Source organism: Pseudomonas sp. GW822-FHT06B12 (assembly GCF_058799675.1).
The window spans coordinates 463,169-481,605 of the sequence record NZ_JBXALR010000006.1 but is presented as its reverse complement, the minus strand read 5'-3'; the positions used below and the strand labels follow the sequence as shown (position 1 = coordinate 481,605).

At 58.5% G+C, this 18,437-nt stretch carries 19 protein-coding genes, 1 tRNA gene and 1 pseudogene; 5 read left to right on the top strand and 16 right to left on the bottom strand.

Annotation, left to right across the window (positions count from 1 at the left end; all coding sequences use genetic code 11):
* The 5 genes and pseudogenes from AC1RKH_RS16805 to AC1RKH_RS16785 form a co-directional block, all read left to right on the top strand.
* A pseudogene (locus AC1RKH_RS16805) lies at nt 1–759 on the top strand (glycine dehydrogenase (aminomethyl-transferring)); the annotation flags it as partial.
* Nucleotides 760–963: 204 nt separating this feature from the next.
* The gene (locus tag AC1RKH_RS16800) at nt 964–2,340 is read left to right on the top strand and encodes an L-serine ammonia-lyase (RefSeq protein ID WP_493063978.1); all 1,377 of its coding nucleotides are present in this window, start codon (nt 964–966) and stop codon (nt 2,338–2,340) included.
* A 41-nt stretch (nt 2,341–2,381) separates the two neighbouring features.
* Entirely contained in the window at nt 2,382–3,506 is a 1,125-nt protein-coding gene (gcvT, locus tag AC1RKH_RS16795) for a glycine cleavage system aminomethyltransferase GcvT (protein WP_493063979.1), read from the top strand.
* A 400-nt stretch (nt 3,507–3,906) separates the two neighbouring features.
* Nucleotides 3,907–4,119: a cold-shock protein gene (locus AC1RKH_RS16790; RefSeq protein ID WP_019693243.1), complete on the top strand. Its 213-nt coding sequence runs from the start codon at nt 3,907–3,909 to the stop codon at nt 4,117–4,119.
* 97 nt (nt 4,120–4,216) lie between these two features.
* Nucleotides 4,217–4,705, top strand: coding sequence for an RDD family protein (locus AC1RKH_RS16785; RefSeq protein WP_071553683.1), 489 nt, complete (start codon nt 4,217–4,219; stop codon nt 4,703–4,705).
* A 92-nt stretch (nt 4,706–4,797) separates the two neighbouring features.
* On the opposite strand, the gene nadA is transcribed toward AC1RKH_RS16785, so the two are convergent.
* From nadA to aspS, 16 genes are all read right to left on the bottom strand, one after another.
* Complete coding sequence (gene nadA / locus AC1RKH_RS16780) at nt 4,798–5,856, bottom strand: quinolinate synthase NadA (protein WP_401124625.1); 1,059 nt, start codon at nt 5,854–5,856, stop codon at nt 4,798–4,800.
* Nucleotides 5,857–6,119: 263 nt separating this feature from the next.
* Nucleotides 6,120–6,195, bottom strand: a tRNA-Lys gene (locus tag AC1RKH_RS16775).
* A gap of 63 nt (nt 6,196–6,258) precedes the next feature.
* Nucleotides 6,259–6,951, bottom strand: coding sequence for a 7-cyano-7-deazaguanine synthase QueC (queC, locus tag AC1RKH_RS16770; RefSeq protein WP_123426665.1), 693 nt, complete (start codon nt 6,949–6,951; stop codon nt 6,259–6,261).
* A 1-nt stretch (nt 6,952) separates the two neighbouring features.
* Nucleotides 6,953–7,600 (bottom strand): 7-carboxy-7-deazaguanine synthase QueE, encoded by a 648-nt coding sequence (queE, locus tag AC1RKH_RS16765; RefSeq protein ID WP_123426664.1) that lies wholly within the window; start codon nt 7,598–7,600, stop codon nt 6,953–6,955.
* A 167-nt stretch (nt 7,601–7,767) separates the two neighbouring features.
* On the bottom strand, nt 7,768–8,598 hold the full coding sequence (ybgF, locus tag AC1RKH_RS16760) for a tol-pal system protein YbgF (RefSeq protein ID WP_123426663.1): 831 nt from the start codon (nt 8,596–8,598) through the stop codon (nt 7,768–7,770).
* Nucleotides 8,599–8,604: 6 nt separating this feature from the next.
* Nucleotides 8,605–9,102, bottom strand: a complete 498-nt coding sequence (pal, locus tag AC1RKH_RS16755) for a peptidoglycan-associated lipoprotein Pal (RefSeq protein WP_123426662.1) — start codon at nt 9,100–9,102, stop codon at nt 8,605–8,607.
* A gap of 52 nt (nt 9,103–9,154) precedes the next feature.
* Entirely contained in the window at nt 9,155–10,423 is a 1,269-nt protein-coding gene (gene tolB / locus AC1RKH_RS16750; RefSeq protein WP_221178162.1) for a Tol-Pal system beta propeller repeat protein TolB, read from the bottom strand.
* A gap of 29 nt (nt 10,424–10,452) precedes the next feature.
* Nucleotides 10,453–11,532, bottom strand: a complete 1,080-nt coding sequence (tolA, locus tag AC1RKH_RS16745) for a cell envelope integrity protein TolA (protein WP_493063980.1) — start codon at nt 11,530–11,532, stop codon at nt 10,453–10,455.
* Nucleotides 11,532–11,984 (bottom strand): protein TolR, encoded by a 453-nt coding sequence (tolR, locus tag AC1RKH_RS16740; RefSeq protein ID WP_185015429.1) that lies wholly within the window; start codon nt 11,982–11,984, stop codon nt 11,532–11,534. The genes tolA and tolR overlap by 1 nt, the downstream gene beginning before the upstream one ends.
* Before the next feature lie 23 nt (nt 11,985–12,007).
* Nucleotides 12,008–12,703, bottom strand: a complete 696-nt coding sequence (gene tolQ / locus AC1RKH_RS16735; RefSeq protein WP_123426658.1) for a protein TolQ — start codon at nt 12,701–12,703, stop codon at nt 12,008–12,010.
* Nucleotides 12,693–13,160, bottom strand: coding sequence for a tol-pal system-associated acyl-CoA thioesterase (gene ybgC / locus AC1RKH_RS16730; protein WP_493063981.1), 468 nt, complete (start codon nt 13,158–13,160; stop codon nt 12,693–12,695). Before ybgC ends, tolQ begins: the two co-directional genes overlap by 11 nt.
* 138 nt (nt 13,161–13,298) lie before the next feature.
* The gene (ruvB, locus tag AC1RKH_RS16725; RefSeq protein ID WP_123426656.1) at nt 13,299–14,360 is read right to left on the bottom strand and encodes a Holliday junction branch migration DNA helicase RuvB; all 1,062 of its coding nucleotides are present in this window, start codon (nt 14,358–14,360) and stop codon (nt 13,299–13,301) included.
* Entirely contained in the window at nt 14,361–14,969 is a 609-nt protein-coding gene (gene ruvA, locus AC1RKH_RS16720) for a Holliday junction branch migration protein RuvA (protein WP_123426655.1), read from the bottom strand. It lies immediately after the preceding gene.
* Nucleotides 14,970–15,087: 118 nt separating this feature from the next.
* Nucleotides 15,088–15,612, bottom strand: a complete 525-nt coding sequence (ruvC, locus tag AC1RKH_RS16715) for a crossover junction endodeoxyribonuclease RuvC (protein WP_123426654.1) — start codon at nt 15,610–15,612, stop codon at nt 15,088–15,090.
* Nucleotides 15,613–15,770: 158 nt separating this feature from the next.
* Nucleotides 15,771–16,517, bottom strand: coding sequence for a YebC/PmpR family DNA-binding transcriptional regulator (locus AC1RKH_RS16710; RefSeq protein ID WP_123426653.1), 747 nt, complete (start codon nt 16,515–16,517; stop codon nt 15,771–15,773).
* A 129-nt stretch (nt 16,518–16,646) separates the two neighbouring features.
* Nucleotides 16,647–18,422 (bottom strand): aspartate--tRNA ligase, encoded by a 1,776-nt coding sequence (gene aspS / locus AC1RKH_RS16705; RefSeq protein WP_493063982.1) that lies wholly within the window; start codon nt 18,420–18,422, stop codon nt 16,647–16,649.
* Nucleotides 18,423–18,437: the final 15 nt, after the last annotated feature.

Genomic DNA, 18,437 nt, shown 5'->3' with positions numbered 1-18,437 from the left:
CACCTGAACCTGCACAAAACCTTCTGCATCCCGCACGGCGGTGGCGGCCCGGGCGTCGGCCCGATTGGCGTGAAATCGCACCTGACGCCGTTCCTGCCGGGTCACGCGGCCATGGCGCGCAAGGAAGGCGCGGTCTGCGCCGCACCGTTTGGTAGCGCGAGTATTCTGCCGATCACCTGGATGTACATCCGCATGATGGGCGGCGCCGGCCTCAAGCGTGCTTCGCAATTGGCGATCCTCAACGCCAACTACATTTCCCGTCGCCTCGAAGAGCACTACCCGGTGCTCTACACCGGCAGCAACGGCCTGGTCGCCCACGAATGCATCCTCGACCTGCGCCCGTTGAAAGACAGCAGCGGCATCAGCGTCGATGACGTCGCCAAGCGCCTGATCGACTTCGGTTTCCACGCGCCGACCATGTCGTTCCCGGTGGCCGGCACGCTGATGATCGAGCCGACCGAAAGCGAATCCAAGGAAGAACTGGACCGTTTCTGCGACGCCATGATCCGCATCCGCGAAGAAATCCGCGCGGTGGAAAACGGTACGCTGGATAAGGACGACAACCCGTTGAAAAACGCGCCGCACACGGCCGCGGAAATCGTCGGCGAGTGGACGCACCCGTACAGCCGTGAGCAAGCGGTGTATCCGGTGGCGTCGTTGATCGAAGGCAAGTACTGGCCACCGGTCGGCCGGGTCGACAACGTGTTTGGCGACCGCAACCTGATCTGCGCCTGCCCGTCGATCGAAAGCTACGCTTAAAGCAGTGTGGGGCGGTTAACCCGCCCCCACACTTTCAAGAACATCACAAAACCCTGTGGGAGCGAGCCTGCTCGCGATGACGGACTGACATTCAACAAAGATATCGACTGATAGACCGCTATCGCGAGCAGGCTCGCTCCCACAGGGATCAGTGCCCACCGTCATGATCGGTCAATCCCTATAACAAGAAACCGGAGAACAACCATGTCGTTAAGCGTGTTCGACCTGTTCAAGATTGGCATCGGCCCCTCCAGTTCCCACACCGTTGGCCCGATGCGCGCCGCTGCGCGCTTCGTCGAAGGCCTGCGTCGTGAAAACCTGTTGGCGGCAACCACCTGCGTCAAAGTCGAGCTCTACGGCTCGCTCGGCGCCACCGGCAAAGGCCATGGCAGCGACAAGGCTGTGCTGCTGGGCCTGGAAGGTGAACACCCGGACACTGTAAACACCGAGAACATCGCCGCCCGCCTGCATGAGATTCGCAGCAGCGGTCGCTTGAACCTGCTCGGTGAACACGTCATCGAATTCAACGAAAAACTCCACTTGGCGATGATCCGCAAGCCATTGGCCTATCACCCCAACGGCATGATCTTTCGTGCTTTTGACGCCGCCGGAATCCAGATCCGCAGCCGCGAGTATTACTCGGTCGGTGGCGGCTTTGTGGTCGACGAAGACGCCGCCGGTGCCGACCGTATCGTCGAGGATGCAACGCCGCTGACCTTCCCGTTCAAAAGTGCCAAGGACCTGCTTGGCCATTGCGCAACCTATGGGCTGTCCATCAGCCAGGTGATGCTGACCAACGAAAGCGCCTGGCGCCCGGAAGCGGAAACCCGCGCCGGTCTGCTGAAAATCTGGCAAGTGATGCAGGACTGCGTCGCCGCCGGCTGCCGCAACGAAGGGATTCTGCCCGGCGGTTTGAAGGTCAAACGCCGTGCGGCGGCGCTGCATCGGCAACTGTGCAAGAACCCGGAATCGTCGCTGCGCGATCCATTGTCGGTGCTCGACTGGGTCAATTTGTATGCGCTGGCAGTGAACGAAGAAAACGCCAACGGCGGACGCGTGGTCACGGCACCGACCAATGGTGCAGCCGGCATTGTCCCGGCGGTATTGCATTACTACATGCGCTTCATCCCTGGCGCCAACGAAGACGGCGTGGTGCGATTTCTGCTCACCGCTGCCGCCATCGGCATTCTCTACAAGGAAAATGCTTCGATCTCCGGCGCCGAAGTCGGCTGTCAGGGCGAGGTCGGCGTGGCCTGTTCAATGGCTGCCGGTGCGCTCTGCGAAGTACTCGGCGGCACCGTGCAGCAAGTGGAAAACGCCGCCGAAATCGGCATGGAACACAACCTCGGCCTGACCTGCGACCCGATTGGCGGGCTGGTGCAAGTACCGTGCATCGAGCGCAACGCCATGGGCTCGGTCAAAGCCATCAATGCGGTGCGCATGGCCTTGCGCGGCGACGGTCAGCACTTCGTCTCCCTCGACAAGGTCATCCGCACCATGCGCCAGACCGGCGCCGACATGAAAAGCAAATACAAGGAAACCGCCCGTGGCGGTTTGGCGGTCAACATTATCGAGTGCTGATGCGAACGCATCCGCATCAGTGCAATTTACAGGAGCTGCATATGTCCACCGAACACCTGTTGAAAACCCCGCTGCACGCGCTGCACATCGAACTTGGTGCGCGCATGGTGCCTTTCGCCGGCTACGACATGCCGGTGCAGTACCCGCTGGGCGTGATGAAAGAGCACCAGCACACCCGTGATCAGGCCGGGCTGTTCGATGTCTCGCACATGGGCCAGATCCGTCTGACCGGTGCCAACGCCGCCAAAGCCCTGGAAACCCTGGTGCCGGTGGACATCATCGACCTGCCAGTAGGCATGCAGCGCTATGCGATGTTCACCAACCAGACCGGTGGCATCCTCGACGACCTGATGGTCGCCAACCTGGGTAACGACGAGTTGTTCCTGGTGGTCAACGCCGCGTGCAAGGACCAGGACCTGGCGCACCTGCGCCAGCACATCGGCGATCAATGCAACATCGAGCCGTTGTTCGAAGAACGCGCCCTGCTCGCCCTGCAAGGCCCAGCCGCAGTGACCGTGCTCGCGCGTCTGGCCCCTGAAGTCGCGAAGATGACATTCATGCAGTTCACCCGCGTGAGCTTGCTCGGCGTCGATTGCTTCGTCAGCCGTTCGGGCTACACCGGTGAAGACGGTTTCGAAATCTCCGTGCCTGCCGCCAATGCCGAGGCCCTCGCTCGCGCATTACTGGCCGAACCGGAAGTCGCGGCCATTGGCCTTGGCGCCCGTGACTCGCTGCGCCTGGAAGCCGGCCTGTGCCTCTATGGCCACGACATGAACACCGAGACCACACCGATCGAAGCCAGCCTGCTGTGGGCCATCTCCAAGCCACGGCGTGCCGAGGGTGCGCGTGCCGGGGGCTTCCCGGGGGCCGAAACCGTATTCGCCCAGCAACAAAACGGTGTCGGCCGTAAACGCGTCGGCCTGCTGCCTCAGGAGCGCACGCCGGTGCGCGAAGGTGCAGAAATCGTCAACGAAGCGGGCGAAATCATCGGCAGCGTCTGCAGCGGCGGCTTCGGGCCAACGCTGGGCGGTCCTTTGGCGATGGGTTACCTCGACAGTGCTTACATCGCACTCGATACCCAAGTGTGGGCGATTGTACGTGGGAAAAAGGTGCCTTTGCTTGTAAGCAAAATGCCATTTGTTCCACAACGCTACTATCGTGGTTGATTGACTGTTCCTATAAGTAACGCGGCTGCGTAACAGTGCACTAATCTGTAACGCAGCCGCCATAAAACAGTGCATGCGCCGATCAGGCACTTCGATTATGAACTTGGCTTATAACAATCGAAAACAATTGAACAAGGCTAGCGAATAAGCCCACTAGCAATCATGCGAAACAGCCATCAAGCCAAGCAATACAAGGCTTCCACGGGGCTTGTTTTTTCTCCCGTAGTTGGCGTAGAGTTTGTTCACTGTGTTTGCATGGGTCGCTTGGAATCGTGACCTGGGCAGTAGCCTACAAGTTAGCTACATCCCGTTCGACGTCTCTTACTCTCCTGCAACCAGCTCCAGTACTCTTTCATGAGAAAGAGGCTGTCATCAATTTTTGCGTCAAAGGAAATAAGAAATGTCCCAACGTCAGAGCGGCACCGTCAAGTGGTTTAACGACGAGAAAGGTTTTGGTTTTATCACTCCAGAAAGCGGTCCGGATCTGTTCGTGCATTTCCGTGCCATTCAGGGCAGCGGCTTCAAGAGCCTGAAAGAAGGCCAGAAAGTCACCTTCATCGCTGTGCAGGGCCAGAAAGGCATGCAAGCTGACGAAGTACAAGCAGAAGGCTGATCTTCTGTAACGAAAAAGCCCCTGATGCTGACATCAGGGGCTTTTTTGTGCGCGTAATTCCGTAAAATGGCTTCTTTTTTCAGCCGAGAGCCACCCCATGTCGAAACACCTGCTAAGCCCCCAGGGTGAATTCCCCATCGCCGGCCTGGGCCGTCGCCTGGCAGCGATGTTCTACGACTTCTTGCTGTGCACCGCGCTGCTGATCGTTACGGGCGGTATCTACAAGATGGTGCAGATGGCAATCCTCGGCGAAGAGAAAATGCGCGCACTGACCGAAGCCGGTGCGCTGGACGGTGATCCGCTGTTCTCGACCATTCTGCTGTTCGTGCTGTTTGGCTTCTTCGCCAAGTTCTGGACCTGGTCCGGTCAGACCCTCGGCATGCAGGTCTGGTGTATCCGCGTACAGAACGCCGACGGCTCGGCGATCAGCCTGTGGCAGGCGCTGCTGCGCTTTGTGGTGTCGATCGCGTCCTTGCTGTGCGCAGGCCTGGGGTTCTTCTGGGTGCTCTTCGACAAGCAGCAGCGCAGCTGGCACGACATGTACTCCAACAGCCAGCTGGTGCGGATCCCGAAGAAGAAAAAATAACCCATAAAAAAGATCGCAGCCTGCGGCAGCTCCTACGCGGTTTACGTAGGAGCTGCCGCAGGCTGCGATCTTTTGATCTTAAGCTTTTGACCTCAAGCGTTACCCGCCAGCTTCATCCGCGCTGCCGCGGTGAAGTCGAGCATGCGCTTGAGCGGGCGAATCGCCTGCGGGATCAGCGCCGGCTCGACGAAGATCTCGTTGGAGCCCTCACGCAGGCACTGTAGCGTGCGCTCAAGGGTGTTCATCGCCATCCACGGGCAATGCGCGCAACTGCGGCATGCCGCGCCGTTGCCGGCCGTAGGCGCCTCGATAAAGACCTTGTCCGGGCACAGCTGCTGCATCTTGTAGAAAATGCCGCGGTCGGTGGCGACGATCAGGGTCTTGTTCGGCAGCCTTTGCGCAGCGGCAATCAGCTGACTGGTGGAACCCACCGCATCGGCCAACTCGATCACCGCAGTCGGTGACTCCGGATGCACCAGGATAGCGGCGTCCGGGTACAGCGCTTTCATGTCTTCCAGCTGCTTGGCCTTGAACTCTTCGTGAACGATGCAGGCACCGTCCCACAGCAGCATGTCGGCGCCGGTCTGGCGCTGAATGTAGGTGCCCAGGTGTTTGTCTGGCCCCCAGATGATCGTCTCGCCGTTATCCATCAGGCTTTCGACAATCTCCAGCGCACAACTGGATGTCACCACCCAGTCCGCCCGTGCCTTCACTGCCGCCGAGGTATTGGCATAGACCACCACCGTGCGCTCCGGGTGTTGATCGCAAAACGCCGAGAACTCGTCGACCGGGCAACCCAGGTCCAGCGAGCAAGTCGCTTCCAGGGTCGGCATCAGTACACGTTTTTCCGGGTTGAGGATTTTTGCGGTTTCCCCCATGAACTTCACACCGGCAACCACCACGGTCTTGGCCGGGTGAGCGTTGCCGAAGCGGGCCATTTCCAGGGAGTCGGAAACACAGCCACCGGTTTCTTCGGCCAGCGCCTGAATGATCGGATCGCAATAGAAGTGGGCAACCAGCACCGCGTCCTGAGCCTTGAGCTCGGCGGCGATGGCGGCGCGGTAATAAGCCTCTTCCTCGGCTGTCAGCGGCTTGGGCTGTTTGGCGTCGAGGTGGGCTTGTACCAGAAGGCGTTCGGAAATTTGCGTCATGATCGCAAGACCTGCGGGCGCTTTCGCGCGAAAGTCGAGTATACACCCGGCTCCGGACCACAGAAGGTACCGCCGGGAGAGTGAGTATTCATCAGGCACGGACAGCATTGAAGCTGCGCAAGGCTACAGAATATCCCCGAGATGCAAAAGATCATTCTGACCTGCGTCACGCGGTGCAACACCCGGATTGAGTCAGGCTTGAATCGCGGGCAAAAAAAAACCCGGAAATCCTCACTTACGTGGGCCTTCCAGATTTTTTAAAGTGGTGGGTCGTGTGGGATTCGAACCTACGACCAATTGGTTAAAAGCCAACTGCTCTACCAACTGAGCTAACGACCCGCTGTGTGGTGGCGCGTATAATACTGATTTTTAAGGACTATTCAACACCTAATTTGAAATAAATCAAAAATAAGCGGTTGGGTCGCTGATTCCGGCCGCCAGGAAGCCCTCTGCGCGCAGACGGCAGCTGTCGCATTTACCGCATGCACGGCCATTATCGTCTGCCTGATAGCAGGACACTGTCAGCGCATAGTCGACGCCGAGCTTCACGCCAGCCTGGACGATTTGCGCCTTGCTGAGGTTTTGCAGCGGTGCCTGGATACGGAAGCCGTTCCCCTCTACTCCGGCCTTGGTCGCCAGATTGGCCATGCGCTCGAAGGCTTCGATGAACTCGGGACGGCAATCCGGGTAACCGGAATAGTCCACCGCATTCACGCCAATGAAAATGTCGCGCGCGCCGAGCACTTCGGCCCAGCCCAATGCCAGAGACAGGAACACCGTATTGCGGGCCGGCACGTAAGTGATCGGGATACCTTCGCTCGGCGCCTCAGGCACATCGATGGAGCTGTCGGTCAGTGCCGAGCCACCAATGCCGTTCAGGTTCAGGCCAATCACCTTATGCTCGATCACGCCCAGATCACGCGCCACACGCTCGGCGGCGTGCAACTCGGCGCGGTGACGCTGGCCGTAGTCGAAGCTCATGGTGTAGCAGCTATAACCGTCAGCACGAGCCATGGCGACTACGGTCGCCGAGTCCAGACCGCCGGACAACAGGATGACCGCACGTTTTTCAGTAGTGTTCAGTTGTTCAGTCATTTCAGCGCCCCGGCTCGTCGTTCCAAAGATATTTATGCAACTGCAATTGCAGGCGTACCGGCAGGTTGTCCGCAACAATCCAGTCAGCCAGATCGCGCGCGCTCAAGTCATGGTGACTCGGCGAGAACAGGACTTCACCGGCACGCTGATCGAGACCGTACTGAATCAGCTTGGAGACCGCCCAGTCGTAGTCTTCGCGAGAGCAGATCACGAACTTGACCTGATCGTTGGCCGTCAGTAACTCGATATTCTCATAGAGATTGCGGTGCGCTTCTTTCGACCCCGGCGTCTTCAGGTCGAGCACTCGGCTGACCCGCGGATCGACCGCGCTGATGTCCAGGGCGCCACTGGTTTCCAGCGACACCTCGTAACCGGCGTCACACAGCTGCTTGAGCAAAGGGATGGCGTTAGGTTGCGCCAGGGGTTCGCCACCGGTAACGCAAACGTAACGCGGGCGAAAGCCCGCAACCTGCTCAAGGATATCGTCGAGGGTTCTGATCGTACCGCCGCTGAACGCGTAGGCGCTGTCGCAGTACTGGCAACGCAAAGGGCAACCGGTCAGGCGCACAAATACAGTGGGCAGCCCGGCAGTCCGCGTTTCACCCTGCAACGAGTAAAAAACTTCGGTAATTCTCAATGTGTCTTGCATAGTCGCCACGGGCGTAACAGCTAAACAGGCTGTCCGCCTCCGTCAGGCACTTAAAGGAACCCCGCCAACGCGCAGATCCCCAAAAGCGGTGTTTCATAAAAAGGGCGTGAATTCTAACGAAAAAACCCGCGGCAAGCGCGGGTTTCTTGTAAACGGGTCAAACAGCCTTACATGCGCTGCAGATCGCGTTGGGCCAGCTGAGCGGCGGAAGTGCCCGGATATTGAGCAACCACCTGCTGCAGAATGCCTTTGACCTTGTCGGTATGACCCAGTCGGCGCTCTACATCAGCGAGCTTGTACAGCGAGTCAGGCACTTTGGCGTGCTTGGGGTACAGCTGCGAAACCTTGGCAAAAGCCTGACCCGCACCTTGCAGATCACCTTTGGCCAGGTTCACTTCGCCCAACCAGTACTGGGCATTACCCGCATACTGACTGTTCGGGTATTTGCGCAGGAATGCCGCAAACGCCTGGCTGGCCTTGTCGAAATCCTTGGCTTTGATCAGGTCGAAGGCAGCGTCGTAATAGAGCTTTTCCTTCGCCGGATCACCCGGTTCGCTGCTGGCCGCGGGTGCTTGAGTGGCAGCACTCGCACCTGCAGCTGCACCGGCGGCATTCATATCGCCACCGGCTGGAGAATTTTGAGGAGCCGCAGCGGGTGCACCGCCGGTTCCGATACGCCGATCAAGATCCTGGTATCGCTCCAGGTTTTCCTGCTTCATGCGCGCTACATCATTTTGCAGAACTTCGATTGCACCTTGTTGACGTGCAATTTGTTCCTGCATTTGTTGCAGTTGGTTGAACAGCACGCCCTGTGCCGAGGCAGGGGCCGAAACCCCTCCCCCGGCATAGGCGCCGTTCGTACCGTAACCCGCAGGCGGATAACTACTCCCGCTATTGTTATAACCGGAGTTGTCATCGACCACAGGAACCGCAGCCCACACCGCAAGCGGCGCGAGGCTGAGAGCCAAAACAGTTACAGCACGACGGCACGTTCGCATGACGAATTACTTACGCAGTTCGACGCGACGGTTTTGAGCCCAGGACTGCTCGTCGTTGCCGGTAGCAACTGGACGCTCTTCGCCGTAGGAAACCAGTTCCAGCTGAGCTGGGGAAACACCTTGCAGTACCAGGTAGCGTTGAACGGCTTTCGCACGACGCTCGCCCAGTGCCATGTTGTACTCACGAGTACCACGTTCGTCGGTGTTGCCTTCCAGAACAACGCGAGCGCCGTTTGCTTTCAGGTCTTTGGCGTGAACGTCCAGAGCGCGCATGGCTTCTGGCTTCAGGTCCGAGCTGTCGTATTCGAAGTAGAAGGTGGTGATTGCGCGCAGAGCAGCTTCTTCGCTCAGGGAGCCGTCAACAGCACCAGTGTTAGCGCCGTAACCAGCGTTTGGATCAACAGCGCCTGCACCGGCGTTGTCGCCGCCTTTGGACGAGCAACCTACAGCTACAGCCATGGCCAGGGCCAGCGCAGCAAACTTACCAAACTTCAGCATTTCCATCGTGAAACTCCTAATGAACCCCAATGTGTTAAGTAAAACGTGTAGCGCCGCGTCAGTTCAGGTAAGGGGACCAGGAAGGTTCTCTGACTTCGCCTTGAGCGGTAGGAAGCGGGAGCCTTACGCGTCCATTAATGGACACGAGCATCAAGACTCCCCGGCCCTGCTGGCGGGTGGCGTAGATTACCATGGTGCCGTTGGGCGCAACAGTAGGCGACTCGTCTAGAGTGCTATCTGTCAGGATTTTTACGCTACCGCGCTGCAAATCCTGAGCCGCCACCTTGAAATTGGTGAAGCCATCCTGACGGTGAATCATGACAAGCGTCTTCTCGTCAGCCGACAATTTCGGGTTGGCGTTGTAGTTACCGATAAAGGTCACGCGCTCAGCACCGCCGCCACTTGCACTGGTTTTATAGACCTGTGGCTTGCCGCCACGGTCGGAGGTGAAGTAGATGGTCGAACCATCTTTACCCCAGAACGGTTCGGTGTTGATGCCAGGACCAGCAGTCACGCGGTTGATCTGGCGCGAAGCCAGGTTCATCACGTAAATATCCGGGTTACCGTCCTTGGACAGCACGAAAGCCAGGCGAGAACCATCCGGCGACCAGGCTGGAGCACCGTTCAGGCCTTCGAAGTTGGTGATCTGCTCACGGCGACCGGTGTCGATGTTCTGCATGAAAATGCGCGGACGCTTCTGCTCGAACGACACATAGGCGATGCGCTTGCCATCGGGTGCGAAACGCGGCGACAGGATCGGCTCGCGCGATTGCAGCAGGGTCACTGCGCGGGCGCCGTCATAGTCGGAACGTTGCAGCGTGTAACGAGTGTTTTTCTCGGAGAAACGCTCAGCTGTCACGTACAGCAGGCGCGTGGAGAACGCACCCTTGATGCCGGTGAGTTTTTCGAACGACTGGTCGGCAATGTAGTGCGCCATGTCGCGCAGTTGATCGACGCCGCCCGACACGCTACCGGTCAGCACTTGCTGTTCGGTGGCGACATTGAACAGGGCGTATTGCACCTGCAGGCGACCGCCCGCCGGAACGATGCTGCCGACCATGATGTACTGGGCGCCCAGGGCCTTCCAGTCGCGGTAGATGACTTCGCTGGCCTGAGTCGGCTGGCTGATCATGTTCTGCTTCGGAATCGGCGAGTAGTAACCCGAGTTACGCAGGTCATTACCGATGATTTCCGCCATGTCGTCCGGCAGGACGCTACCGCCCTGCAAGCCGAACGGTACGACGGCAATCGGGGTTGCCTGGGAGCTACCACTGCTGACCAGGATATTTTTTTCATCCGCTGTAGCCAGTCCTGCAAAGCAGAACATGACGACAAGCAGTCCTCGAAGAAGGTTTCTCACAAGGCTAGATCCTCAGGTGTGAATGTCATCTTGAATGAACGATAGGGAGCGAAATCACTTGGTTTCAGACCCTGCATTTCGGTCAAACGACCAATATTTTTTACTGCCGCTACCGCAGAACTGTCGAACGGCACATCACCACTGGAATGAGCTACCGAAACTCCGGAGATCGTTCCATCAGGCAACATGTTGATCTGCAAGATCACTTTCATGCCCTTGCGTGCCGACGGCGGCTGCGCCCAACCTTCAGAGGCTCGCGAACGAATCAGATCATCGAAGTTGCCCGCGGTTTCATCACCCTGCTCATCCGCCAAGGCCTGTTGACGCTGCGGCTTGTCGGAAAGCAAATCAGCCAGGGCCTGAGCCTTTTTCTCTTCGACAGATTTACGCGCGGCTTCCTGCGACTTTTTCTTCGCAGCATCGGCAGCAGCTTTCTTCTTCGCATCCTCGGCGACTTTCTTCTTCGCCTCGTCCGCTTCAGCTACCTTCTTGGCGTCTTCCGCGGCTTTCTTCTTCGCGTCTTCGACTATCTTTTTCTTCGCTGCTTCAGCGGCCGCTTTCTTGGCCTCTGCTTCAGCGGCTTCCTTGGCCTCTTCTTCGGCCTTCTTCTTGGCTATATCAGCCAATTGTTTCTGTTCGGCCTTTTTGGCTTCGGCGGTCTTCTTCGCTTCATCGGCTTTCTTGGCTTCATCAGCCTTTTTCGCCTCTTCCGCTTTTTTCGACTCGTCGGCCTTCTTGGCTTCCTCGGCTTTTTGAGCAGCCTCTTCTTTCTTTTGTTCCGCAGCCTTCACCGCTTCCTGCTCGACCTTTTTCTGTTCCATCTGTTCGACTTCGGTCTGGCGCGCAGCAGATTTCTGCGCTTCACCCGCAATCTTCTGATTGGTCTGGGTGGTCGCCCGACTTTTCGATTTCAGCTGGTACAGGGTCGCCTGGACAATCGGCTTGGCCGGCGGCAGCTCCGGGGTCATGGCAAAACTGACGAACAGCATGCCAAACACCAGCACGTGCAGGCCAATCGCCCAGACACTAGGCCAGAAGTAGCTTTCCGAGGCTGTCGGCTCTCGCTGTTGCTGCATCAGGGCGCCTCGGTAATCAAGCCAACATTACCGACCCCGGCTTTCTGCAATCCACCCATGGCGCCCATGACGGAGCCGTAGTCGACGGTCTTGTCACCGCGAATGAAGACCTGAGTACGCTTGCCGTTATCGTTGCCAACACGAATGATCTTGGTCACCGCGTCAGTCATCTGCGGCAGGGTCATGGCCCTGTCCTGCTGCTTCTCGGTGTCGACTTCGCTGCCAAGGTTCCAGTAATAGGTCTTGTCAGACTTGATCGAAATGGTCAGGACCTGGGTGTTGTTGTCTTGCGGCAAGGCTTCGCTGGAAACCTTGGGCAGATCAACTTTCACGCCCTGATTGAGCATCGGTGCGGTCACCATGAAGATGACCAGCAGTACCAGCATCACGTCGATGTAAGGCACCACGTTCATCTCGGCAACCGGCTTGCGCTTTTTGCGAGCTCGAGCGATTAAAGCCATTGGGAATTACCTGCTTATTCTTCGCTGGTGTGCACTTTGCGGTGCAGGATCGCCTGGAACTCATCGGCGAAGGTGTAGTAACGGCCGAGCAAGGTTTCGCTGCGAGCGGCGAAACGGTTGTAAGCGATTACCGCTGGAATGGCTGCGAACAGACCGATAGCGGTCGCGACCAGTGCTTCGGCGATACCTGGAGCCACGGTGGCCAGGGTCGCTTGCTGGGCAGCCGCCAGACCACGGAAGGAGTTCATGATGCCCCAGACCGTACCGAACAGACCGATGTACGGGCTGACGGAGCCGACGGTGGCAAGGAACGGCAGGCTCTGCTCGAGCTTTTCTTCTTCGCGGGAAATGGCCACGCGCATGGCGCGCGCCACACCTTCCATGACCGCTTCCGGATCAACGCCGGACTGCTGACGCAGACGGGAGAATTCCTTGAAACCGGCCCGGAAGATCTGCTCTACACCAGAATCCGGGTCAGGGTTACTGCCGGCCTGGCGGTAGAGTTTGGACAAGTCGATACCCGACCAGAAGCGCTCTTCAAAGCTCTCCAGGGCACGGCGACCGGCGCGCAGCAGGTTGCTGCGCTGAAAAATCATGATCCACGAGGTCACCGATGCGGCTACCAGGATCAGCATTACCAACTGCACCACAACGCTGGCATTGCTGACCAGGCTCCACATGGAGGTATGGTCGACGACGTTAGCTTCCACGCTTTATCTCCTGCTCTGAGTGTGTACCCGCGCCGCTCACGTCGGCAAAGGCCGCACGTAGAGCTTCGGGAATGGCCCGGGGTTTCAAACTATGGGTGCGCACACAGGCCACCAAAAACTGCCCTTCGCAGAGCAGTACGTTATCCGCGGCTCGCCTGACCTGCTGTTTAAAGCGCAGGCTGACACGGTTCAATTCGATTACTTCAGCACTTACCAGAAGCTCGTCGTCCAGTCGCGCCGGCGCGTGATAGCGCGCTTCGCTGGAATGCACGACGAACAACAGGTCCTCCCCTGCCAGCTGCGATTGGGCAAAGCCCAGTTCTCGTAGCCGCTCGGTTCGAGCCCGCTCCATAAACTTGAGGTAATTAACGTAATACACGATGCCGCCGGCATCGGTGTCCTCGTAATAAACGCGACAACGATGTGCGAACGACTCCAGCCCGTTTTGCGCGCGCATACTCTAGTGCTTACTCCTCAGGTTGCCAATCCGGCCAGGCAACTGTTTTTCATTCTCGAACGACTTTCGTGTGAAAGATCGGCAATTGCAGTCCCCTAGGACCACACAAAGCCGAAATAAATCAGCACGCAGAGGTCGTCATTCGTCTGTTGCATCAAGAAACTCGTCTACCACGGGCATCTCACCCAATCGCGACGGAATATTCAAACCAAAATGCAGGTACGCATGCCGGGTCACTACCCGTCCACGCGGGGTCCGCATGATATAGCCTTGCTGAATCAGATAGGGTTCAAGCACGTCCTCGATGGTGTGTCGCTCCTCGCTGATCGCTGCCGCCAGACTGTCCACCCCGACCGGACCGCCATCGAACTTCTCGATCATGGTCAACAGCAGACGCCGGTCCTGGTGATCGAAACCACGCTCATCAACGTCCAGCAGGTTCAGCGCCAGATCGGCAATGGGTTTAGTGATATGCCCCTTGGCCCGGACTTCGGCAAAATCGCGCACCCGACGCAACAAGCGATTGGCAATACGCGGCGTACCACGGGCTCGACGAGCGATTTCAAAGGCGCCCTCCGGGTCCAGCGGCAAACCGAGAATGGTCGCCGAACGGCTGACGATGGTCGCCAGATCCGCGGTGTTATAGAACTCCAGGCGCTGAACGATACCGAAGCGGTCACGCAACGGGTTGGTCAGCATCCCGGCGCGGGTGGTAGCACCGACCAGCGTGAAAGGTGGCAGGTCGAGCTTGATCGAACGCGCCGCCGGCCCTTCACCGATCATGATGTCGAGCTGGAAGTCTTCCATGGCCGGGTACAGCACTTCTTCGACAATCGGTGACAGCCGGTGGATTTCATCGATGAACAGCACATCATGAGGTTCGAGGTTGGTCAGCAGCGCCGCCAAGTCACCCGGACGCTCAAGGACCGGCCCCGAGGTGCTTTTGATCGACACACCCATTTCCTGGGCAATGATGTTGGCCAAGGTGGTTTTACCCAGCCCCGGCGGACCGAAGATCAGCGTGTGATCGAGGGACTCGTTGCGCCCACGGGCAGCCTGGATGAACAACTCCATCTGCTCGCGAACGGTCGGCTGGCCGATGTATTCGGCCAGGCTGACGGGACGAATCGCGCGGTCCTGGACTTCTTCGCGGTCACGGGGGCCACCCGTGGCGGCGATCAGACGATCAGCGTCAATCACTTAAATCATTCCCTTCAGGGCGCGACGAATCAGGTCTTCACTGCTCAAACCTTTCTCCTTGATGGCAGAAATCGCCTTGCTGGCCTCTTGCGGCTTATAGCCAAGGGAAATCAGCGCGCTCACCGCATCGTTTTCGGCGGTGACCACCGGCATCGGTGCATCCGGCTGGTTCGGTACCAATGCGAACATGCTTGGCACGGTTTCCCAGGCCTTGAAGCGATCCTTGAGTTCAACCAACAAACGCTCGGCAGTCTTCTTGCCGACGCCCGGCACCTTGGTCAGCGCCGAAGTGTCCTGCGCCTGCACGCAGCGCACCAATTCATCGACTTCAAGGCTCGACATCAAGGCCAACGCCAGTTTGGGGCCCACGCCATTGAGGCGGATCAGCTCACGGAAAAAATCGCGATCACGCTTGCCAATGAAACCGTAGAGCAATTGGGCGTCTTCGCGCACGACCAAATGGGTGTGCAAGGCGATCGTCTCTCCGACCGACGGCAGTCGATAGAGTGTGGTCATCGGCACTTCCAGCTCATAGCCCAGGCCGTTTACATCCAGAATCAGGTGCGGCGGCTGCTTCTCAGCCAAGGTGCCGCGCAAACGTCCAATCACGTTTCAAATCCTTAAGCGTTGGCCAGAACTGGCTGACGAGTACCAAAGTGAGCGTGGCTGCCGACAAAACAGGCGCAAAACGCTCAACGGACAAAATGAGTGGGCTGATGCTATCAGATCAGAGGCGAAGGCGACCGCCGCGACTGCGAGCCGTGCCCAGACCATGGGGTAACAGACTGGAACGGGTGTGAGCATGACAAATGGCGATTGCCAAGGCGTCCGAGGCATCGATTTGCGGTTTGCTGGTCAGTTTCAGCATGTGCATGACCATCATCTGCACCTGCTCTTTATTCGCCGCACCGGTTCCGGTCACTGCCTGTTTGACCTGGGTTGCGGTGTATTCGGCGATTTCCAGGCTTTCTTCGGCACCGGCGACGATGGCGGCGCCGCGAGCCTGACCGAGCTTCAGGGCCGAGTCGGCATTGCGGGCCATAAAGACCTTTTCGATCCCCATGGTGACCGGACCGTAGGTCTGAATGACTTCGCGCACACCGCGATAAACAATTTGCAACCGCTCAGGTAACTCGCCGCTGCCGGTACGAATACAGCCCGAGGCCACGTACACGCAGCCACGGCCGGTATCGCGTACCACGCCATAACCGGTAATGCGTGAACCGGGGTCGATACCAAGAATTAAAGTCATAACGCCTGCGGGTTAAGTAAAAGCACGATAGTAAAAACAGCGAATAACAAATGTGGGAGCGAGCCTGCTCGCGAAAACGGTTTCATATTCAGCAACAATGCTGCCTGAAAATCCGCGTTCGCGAGCAGGCTCGCTCCCACATTGGATCTTAGTCGCCCTTAACCGAGCTGTTGGGCCACCGATTCCGGAATGTCCGCGTTGGAATAAACGTTCTGCACGTCATCCAGGTCTTCGAGCATGTCGATCAGCTTGAGGACTTTCTCCGCGCCTTCCAGGTCCAGTTCGGCACTGGTGGTCGGCAGCATGACGATTTCTGCGTCATGACCTTTGAACCCGGCCGCTTCCAGGGCATTACGCACCGAGTAGAAGCCAGCGAACGAGGTGAACACGTCAATCGAACCGTCTTCGTGGGTGACCACGTCATCGGCGTCGGCTTCCATGGCCGCTTCCATCAGCGCGTCTTCGTCGACGCCCGGCGCGAAGGAAATCTGCCCCTTGCGCTCGAACAGGTAGGCCACCGAACCGTCGGTCCCCAGGTTACCGCCACATTTGCTGAACGCATGACGGACAGCCGCTGCGGTGCGATTGCGGTTGTCGGTCATGCACTCGACCATCACCGCTACGCCGCCCGGACCATAGCCTTCGTAGCTCAACTCGACCATGTCATCGGTGTCGGCAGCGCCGGCACCACGGGCCACAGCGCGATCGATGATGTCACGGCTCATGTTGGCGCCAAGGGCTTTATCCAGCGCCAGACGCAAACGCGGGTTGGAACCCGGATCACCGCCACCCTGACGGGCCGCGACGGTCAGCTCACGAATCCACTTGGTGAAAATCTTGCCCTTCTTGGCATCCTGACGTTCTTTGCGGTGCTTGATGTTCGCCCACTTGGAATGACCCGCCATAACTCGCTCCGAATTCTCTTTAAAACAACTCTCTTTAAAACAATGCCCGCACGCCCATGAAGGCGAGCGGGCAACACAATCTGGATCTGACGCCCTGGCGCATCGAACGATGCGCCAAGGTGCTCAGTCTTACTCAGCCTTAGGCTGTTCGCGCAGACGAATGTGCAGCTCGCGCAGCGCCTTGGCATCGACCAGGCCAGGTGCCTGAGTCATGACGCAGGCAGCGCTCTGGGTTTTCGGGAAGGCGATCACTTCACGAATCGACTGGGCGCCAGTCATCAGCATCACCAGACGGTCCAGACCGAAAGCCAGGCCACCGTGTGGCGGCGCGCCGTATTTCAGGGCATCGAGCAGGAAGCCGAATTTCTCTTCCTGTTCCGCTTCGCTGATACCCAGCAGACGGAAGACCGATTGCTGCATTTCCTTGCGGTGGATACGGATCGAACCGCCACCCAGCTCGGTGCCGTTCAGCACCATGTCGTAGGCACGGGACAGAGCGGTCGCCGGGTTGGCTTCGAGCTCTTCTGGCGTGCACTTCGGCGCGGTGAACGGGTGGTGCAAGGCGGTGAAGCTGCCGTCGTCGTTCTCTTCGAACATCGGGAAGTCGACAACCCACATCGGAGCCCACTCGCAGGTCAGCAGGTTCAGGTCGTGACCGACCTTGATCCGCAGTGCGCCCAGTGCTTCGCTGACGATCTTGGCCTTGTCGGCGCCGAAGAACACGATGTCGCCATCAACCGCGCCAACGCGATCGAGGATCACATTGAGGTTGGCTTCAGGGATATTTTTGACGATAGGCGATTGCAGCCCCTCGACGCCCTTCGCGCGCTCGTTGACCTTGATGTACGCCAGGCCCTTGGCACCGTAGATGCCGACGAACTTGGTGTAGTCGTCGATCTTGCTGCGCGGCATGCTCGCCCCGCCCGGAACGCGCAGCGCGGCGATACGGCTTTTCGGGTCGTTGGCCGGGCCACTGAAGACCTTGAAGTCGACTTCCTTGAGCTGGTCGGCAACGTCAACCAGTTCCAGCGGGTTACGCAGGTCCGGCTTGTCGGAACCGTAACGACGCATGGCTTCGTCCCAGGTCATGTGCGGGAATTCAGCGAATTCCAGACCCAGCACTTCCTTGAACAGGTTGCGGATCATGCCTTCGGTCAGGCCCATGATCTCGGCTTCGTTGAGGAAGCTGGTCTCGATGTCGATCTGGGTGAATTCCGGCTGACGGTCGGCACGCAGGTCTTCGTCACGGAAGCACTTGGCGATCTGGTAGTAACGATCGAAGCCGGCAACCATCAGCAACTGCTTGAACAGCTGCGGCGATTGCGGCAAGGCGAAGAAGCTACCGGCGTGAGTACGGCTCGGCACCAGATAGTCACGTGCGCCTTCCGGGGTAGCGCGGGTCAGAATCGGCGTCTCGACGTCGAGGAAGCCGTTCTCGTCCAGGTAGCGACGGATGCTGGTGGTCATGCGCGAACGCAGACGCAGCTTCTCGAGCATTTCCGGACGACGCAGGTCGATGAAGCGATAACGCAGGCGGGTTTCTTCGCCAACGTCGGAGAACTCGTTGAGCGGGAACGGCGGGGTTTCCGCTTCGTTCAATACTTCCAGCTCGTAGCCCAGTACTTCGATCATGCCCGAAGTCATGTTGGCGTTACCGGCACCAGCTGGACGCAGACGCACCTTACCGGTGATCTTGACCACGTACTCGCTGCGCACACGGTCGGCGGCGGCGAAGGTTTCGGCGCGATCCGGATCGAACACCACCTGGGCCAGGCCTTCACGATCACGGATATCGAGGAAAATCACCCCGCCGTGGTCACGACGACGGTGGACCCATCCGCAAAGGGTAACTTCCTGACCTTCCAGGCTTTCGTTCAGTTGGCCGCAATAATGGCTGCGCATCATGGTAGTGGTTTCACT